Source organism: Tenacibaculum sp., assembly GCF_048269885.1.
Classification (GTDB): domain Bacteria; phylum Bacteroidota; class Bacteroidia; order Flavobacteriales; family Flavobacteriaceae; genus Polaribacter.
In genome coordinates, this window is record NZ_JBLWTZ010000045.1 from 1 (window position 1) to 6,331 (window position 6,331).

General features: G+C 31.9%; 6 protein-coding genes and 1 pseudogene. All 7 read left to right on the forward strand.

The genetic code is table 11. The features are described from left to right. Positions 1 to 847, forward strand: an 847-nt coding sequence (locus tag ACN0WY_RS17180) for a hypothetical protein (protein ID WP_417801164.1), incomplete at its 5' end; no start/stop codon positions are given. Beyond that, positions 834 to 1,958 (forward strand): glycosyltransferase family 4 protein, encoded by a 1,125-nt coding sequence (locus ACN0WY_RS17185; protein WP_417801165.1) that lies wholly within the window; start codon positions 834 to 836, stop codon positions 1,956 to 1,958. The genes ACN0WY_RS17180 and ACN0WY_RS17185, both read left to right, overlap by 14 nt. Positions 1,959 to 2,031: 73 nt before the next feature. After that, positions 2,032 to 2,412, forward strand: a complete 381-nt coding sequence (locus ACN0WY_RS17190) for a serine O-acetyltransferase (RefSeq protein ID WP_417801166.1) — start codon at positions 2,032 to 2,034, stop codon at positions 2,410 to 2,412. An 11-nt stretch (positions 2,413 to 2,423) separates the two neighbouring features. Continuing rightward, positions 2,424 to 3,464: a glycosyltransferase family 4 protein gene (locus ACN0WY_RS17195; RefSeq protein ID WP_417801167.1), complete on the forward strand. Its 1,041-nt coding sequence runs from the start codon at positions 2,424 to 2,426 to the stop codon at positions 3,462 to 3,464. Continuing rightward, positions 3,454 to 4,500, forward strand: coding sequence for a CapA family protein (locus ACN0WY_RS17200; RefSeq protein WP_417801168.1), 1,047 nt, complete (start codon positions 3,454 to 3,456; stop codon positions 4,498 to 4,500). Before ACN0WY_RS17195 ends, ACN0WY_RS17200 begins: the two co-directional genes overlap by 11 nt. Beyond that, positions 4,497 to 5,840, forward strand: a complete 1,344-nt coding sequence (locus ACN0WY_RS17205) for a hypothetical protein (RefSeq protein WP_118844680.1) — start codon at positions 4,497 to 4,499, stop codon at positions 5,838 to 5,840. Before ACN0WY_RS17200 ends, ACN0WY_RS17205 begins: the two co-directional genes overlap by 4 nt. Further along, positions 5,830 to 6,331 (forward strand): annotated as a pseudogene (locus ACN0WY_RS17210) (hypothetical protein); the annotation flags it as partial. The gene ACN0WY_RS17205 and the pseudogene ACN0WY_RS17210, both read left to right, overlap by 11 nt.

Consider the following 6,331-nt stretch of genomic DNA (forward strand, 5'->3'; position numbering starts at 1 on the left):
TCCTTTAATAGTTGGTTTGTTGCAAGGTATTGGCCTAGATGGTGTAGATATATTATTACTTGAATACTATCCAAGAGGTACAGGCCAGGATTCCACTGAGCTAGTCTTAAAGTTTGGAAGAGCTTTCTCAGTTTTTGATGGGCAACCGAACACTCTTGGGTTTTATAGTGCATTAATAATTCTATTAGTTTTTTTGTACAAACCCTTTAAAAGTTTGACTTTTTCCGGAGCAATTATATTGCTCGCTTTGATAAACTTGTATTTTAGTGAATCTAGAGGCGCAGCTCTATCATTATTTATCACGCTATTCATCTCTTTTTTGATAAATAGAGATGTTAAGATAATTATTCAAGTAATGATTTTAACGTTGGTCATTGCGTTTCTTTCTTTTCTTGTCGGTGCAGATAATATTGACCTCAGAATAGTGGATAGGTTTATCAATGCAGTTTATTTATCTAACTCCGATGGGAGCAGTATTTATAGTGCGAGAATGCTCTATTGGGATGAACTTATTACTAAGTTAACAAGTTTACGCTACTTCTTGATGGGAATACCTTCTTCACAACTAGTAGCTCTTGATAATTTATATTTGTTTATTTTTTCTTACCTAGGAGTTTTCTTCGGATTAATTTATATACTTTTAATAGTTTATATAATGGCAAGTAGAAAAATCATGAATGATAGAAGATTACTTTGCATTTTGGTGTTGTTTTTTGTTAATGGTATGTCCATGCCCACGTTGTATATAGCAAGAGTATCTGAAACTTTATGGTTTATAGCTCTCTTTACATTAATTACTGCACAAATGAAATCAGAAGTAAATGAGGTTAGTTATGAAAATCGTTAAGTTCATACCAAGTTTTTATGGTGGCGGTGGTGAAAGTCTGGCAGTGACGTTAGCTAATAGCTTAGTTGAACAAGGTGATGAAGTTCTTATTGTTAGCGTTAATGGTTCGGAGAAAAAGGATTCTAAGTACAAAAAAATAATTAAGAAACTAGATCCAAAAGTTAAAGTAATATTTTTAGAGAAAGAGCATGGAGTATTTGTTTTCTTAAAGAATTTACTAATTCTTATTCAATATTTAATAAAAAATAAATATGAAGTTTTTCATTCTCATTTGTCTGGCATATATCTTTATTTATTTCTTTTCTTTTTCTTTAATGTAAAAAAAATTCATACTATCCATTCTTTACCAGATGTTGAAGCCAGAGGTAAGATTAAGTTCATATACCAACTTTTAAACCGAATTGGTGTTGAATTTGTTGCTATTAGTAGTGAGCTAAAAATTAAAAGTGATATATATTTTGGTTTCGCAACGAAGAAGGTAGTTAATGGTGTTGCTGAAGTTAAAGCATCTGTTAATAAAAACTCTTTTTATAATGAACTTTCGATTCCAGAATGTGACTTAGTAATTGTTCAAATTGGCAGGCTGTATTTCGAAAAAAATCAGATATTCACTATCAATAACTTCGAAAATTTATTTTCTTTATTTAACGGAAATATAAGCCTTGTTATAATTGGTGAAGATCCAACTAATGAGCAGGTTTATTATAAATTGATAGATGAAAAGTATAATGCATTACCTTCAGAAGTTAAGTCTAAGATACACTTCTTAGGTTACAAGGAAAATGTACATGATTACTTTTCTATATCTGATCTTTTACTAATTACAAGTAAATATGAAGGTTTACCACTTGTAATCTTAGAAGCTGCTCAACATTCATTACCTGTGATTACTACGGATGTAGGTGGTGTAAGAGAAATTGTTAATGATGATAACTCTTATATTTATCAAGTCGACGATAAAAGAAGTTTTCTTTCTATATTTTCAGAAATTAAGAAAAATCCTTCAACTTTATCAATAAAAGGGTCATTGTTACACGAGCTGTATATTTCTAGCTTTACAGATACTAAAATGGCTGAACAATATAAAGCTTTATACTCGGAAAAAGAATGATTTTGGATTTTATATGAACCCTCTAAATCTACAAAGACTATCATTTAAATTATATAGTAATAATATCCCAATATTGCCTAAGTTAATTTCATTATTTATACGTTTTGTGTTTGGTTGCTATTTGTCAGAGAAAACTGATTTACCAAAAGACTTAATTTTGGGTTATGGCGGGCTTAATATTGTAATCCATGCTCGAGCTCGGATTGGTCAAGGCTGTCATATAGATCAGTCGGTTACTATAGGTGGCACAAGTAAAAAATTAAATGTCCCAATTTTGGGTAATGATGTTTATGTCGGTGCAGGTGCAAAGATTTTAGGGGATATAACAATCGGAGATAATGTAGTAATTGGTGCTAATTCTGTCGTTGTTAAAAGTATTCCACCCAATTCATTGGTTGTAGGTATTCCTGGAAGAGTTATTAAAACCGGAATAGAAAAGAAAGATTACGTTTAGGAGTCATTTTTTTGAATGATAAAAAAGTAAAGCTAAATATTATTGCTTCATTCCCACCTCCTGAAGGAGGGACTACGATTTTAGTGAAGCAATTATATAATGAAATAAAGGAGTTAGATAGTGGTTATGATGTGTATAAGTCTGATTTGTCATTAAGTAACGCTTCGATATCCTCTTTTTTTAATTTTATTATTAATTTTTTTAAATGCTCAATTAATTCAATTCATGTTAGTAAAGGTGGAGCTACATTCATAGCACCAATTATTATTATTCTATGTAAGCTTTTTTTTAAAAAATCAGTTTTCAGAATGTTTGGTGGACAATTTGATAAATATTACACTAACTCAAATATTGTAAAAAAAATGTTGGTTAGTTTCGTTTTAAAAAATGCAGATTTGATATATTTTGAGACCCATGGACTTGTTGATTTTTTCGCAAAGAAATTTCCGGATTCAAATATTAAGCACTATGCGAATTCTAGGAAGGCTATTGGCAATAGAATCGTCAAATCGAAGTTTTCTAATAAGATAGTATTTGTAGGTGTACTTAAGAAGGACAAAGGAGTTGGTGTAATTCTTGAGGCAGCTAAACTTTTTCCTGATATCTCTTTTGAATTTGTAGGTCCTAGTGTTGATGATTGCCTCCTAGATGCTATGGGTAAGTTGAGTAATTGTAATTATCTAGGCGCAGTCCCTTCTGAAAAAATATATACATTAATCAAAAATGCTGACTATTTAGCGCTGCCTACTTTTCATTTTGGTGAGGGATACCCCGGTGTTATATTAGAGGCTTACTCAATTGGTGTGCCTGTTTTGTCAACATATTGGCAGTACATTCCTGAAATAGTGATCGAGGGCGAAACAGGCTTTCTTTGCAAACCCAATGATGTAAATAGTTTTCATCAGCTACTAAACCGTGTTAAATCCGTTAGTTTTAGTGAGTATTCTGAAATGTCTCAGTGTTGCTATTCACTTTTTAATGAAAATTACATTTCTACACAATTAACAAAGCAATTCATAGACCAAGTTGGGGACTTACAACGTGCAAATTAGCAAGGATTCCTTAATTTTTGTAGGAGATGTTTCTTTATCGGGTCAAAAAGGTATCAGACTCACTGCTCCAAGCTGGTTTTTAGATATGCCGATTATTGTTAACTTAGAAGGTGCTTTAGTTACGGATACTCGTAAATACTTATCAGATAAGCTAGTTGTAAATTCGTTCAAATGCATTGAGTCATATTATAAAAATTTGGATGTTTCATTTAATTTAGCAAACAACCACATTCTTGATAACAAAGATATTAGTGAAACTTTAAACAACTTAAAGAAACTTCGAAAACCATACTTTGGTGCTGGGGAATGTCTTGAAGATGCCTCTAAGCCATTAATAATGAATGAGTTAATTGTTTTGACGTTTGGTTGGTCTGTTATTGAGTGTCCTAGTGCTTCAAAAAGAAAACCAGGTGTTAACCCATTAAAGGAAACTCATGTTAAAAGTGAGCTTTTGAAATATAAACAACAATTCCCGAATAAAAAGGTTGTCATATTATTTCATTGGGATTATGAATTAGAAAAATATCCAATGCCATCGCAGCGTAGGTTAGCATTTGAATTAATTGATCTTGGTTGCGATTTAATCGTAGGTGCTCACCCTCATAGAGTTCAGGGTTATGAAATATATAAAGGAAAACCAATAATTTATAGTATTGGAAACTGGCTTTTTGAGCAAAATGTTTTTGTTAATGGAAAATTGAAGTTTCCTGATTTTTGTAACTTACAATTGGCGTTTGAATACAGTTTATCTGGAGATCATATGTGCCATTTTTTTGAGAACGATACAGAAACTTCCGAAGTTAAGTACTTATTTTCAGAACCTTTAGATAGTTCCGTTACATTGAATGAACTGTCTCCTTTTAAAGGAATGTCTTTTTCTGACTATGATAATTTTTTTAAACGTGAAAGGCACCACAAAAAGCTAATACCTGTATACTTCTCAAATAATAATAAATACAGCATACTTTTTAAGAATGCATTCAATTATTTTAGGACTCTAGGTATAAATTGGCTAGTAAGAGTTGGGTTGAAATGAGCAAGTTGACTTTTTTATTAAAGAATAATTTCAATAAACTCCCAATAGGCCCCTCTCTTGGGAAGATAATTTCGACTATTCCATATTCAATTAGACCGGGGATTTCCTCCTCTTATAATGTGGGGCAAGCTGATATAAAGTTATATGAAAAACTTAATTATAATGAGCGTAAAAAGTTTATTTTTGAAAGGTTCAAAAAGATAGCTATGCATGCTTATGAGAATGTTTCCTTTTACCAAAAATATTATAGTGAGCAAGGCTATGATATCAACAGCCTTAGAAGTTTTGAAGATATAAAAGATGTGCCAGTTATATCAAAATCAATATTAAAGCGTTTTAGTTTGGATGAGCTTAGCTATGAGGAACCTGGAAGAGCTTTAGCAAATACAGGTGGAAGTACAGGAGAGCCTTTTTACTTTTTTACATCTCCGCAGGCAATTGGGCATGAGTGGGCTCATATCCATAAAATGTGGTCACTGCTTGGTTTTAAGCAAAGCACTTTTAAAATGAATTTTCATGGAAGAAGTAATATTTCTGACTTTATAGAGTATGACCCGTTAAGAAATTCTTTTAGTGTGGATATATATAGTGATTACAATAAGTGCACTAATAAGATTTATAAGGTTTTTAAGAATAATAATATACAGTACCTACACGGCTATCCAAGTGCTATTTATGAGTTTGCAGTTTTTTGTTCGGGCGAATCACAGCTTTTAAAGCTTATTAAAAGTAAACTCCGTGGTGTTTTTTTCAGCTCGGAGCATCCGCATCCTCATTGGAGAGAATTTATTGAAAGTACTTTTTCAGTTAAATCTCAAGCATTTTATGGTCACTCTGAAAGGTGCATAATGGCATATGAAGATGATACTCCTTTTCTTTATAAAACAATGCAAACTTATGGTTTTGCAGAGACTTGTGATTCTAAGCTTATAGGTACTTCTTATAATTCGTTTGCAACTCCTTTTATTCGGTACAATACAGAGGATGAAATTTCTGACCCAATAATTATTGATGGGGTTCTTGATTCATTCTGCATGAAGAAAGGCCGAAGTGGTGAATTTATTGAAGATATTACGGGCAAGAAAATACCTTTGACAGGATTGATTTTTGGTCGACATCATGAACTATTTAACTTCTCTAAGACAATACAAGTATTTCAAGAGCATAGAGGTTTTGCGACAATTTTATACGTTGCTGACGGTCATTTAGATCCTAAGCAAGCAGAAAAATATTTTGACTCTACTAATGTTGGAATTCAGTTTGAGTTCAAACAAATTCCTTCAGCTATAAAAACCGTCTCTGGAAAGGTGAATTTGAAAGTTCATGAGCTTGATAAATAAGTTTTCTAATTTTTATTACACTATTAAATATCTTAGATATGAACAGTTTTATTTTAGGGCTCTTTATAAATTAAAGAAGCCAAAAGTAACGTATCATACTGTTGAAAGTTGCAATAATTGGCATTGGGGGGGGCTATCTCTCATGAAGCAATGTATCTTTGCCAATAATAAAGTCCTCTTTTTAAATGAAGAAGCTGTTATAGCTGAAAAGGCGGATTGGAATAACCCTTTACGTGAAAAGCTATGGTTATATAACCTGCATTATTTTGATGACTTAAGTTCAAATACATATAAAGATCGAGAGGAGTTACATTACGCATTTATCAATAAATGGATTAGTGAGAATCCTCCTTGTTTAGGTAATGGCTGGGAGCCTTATCCTTTGTCTTTAAGGTTAGTTAATTGGGTAAAATGGTTTAGTAAAAAAGATAATGTAGAACAAAAATACCTTAATAGTATTGCCCAACAAGCAAGCGCTTTATCTCAGCAGC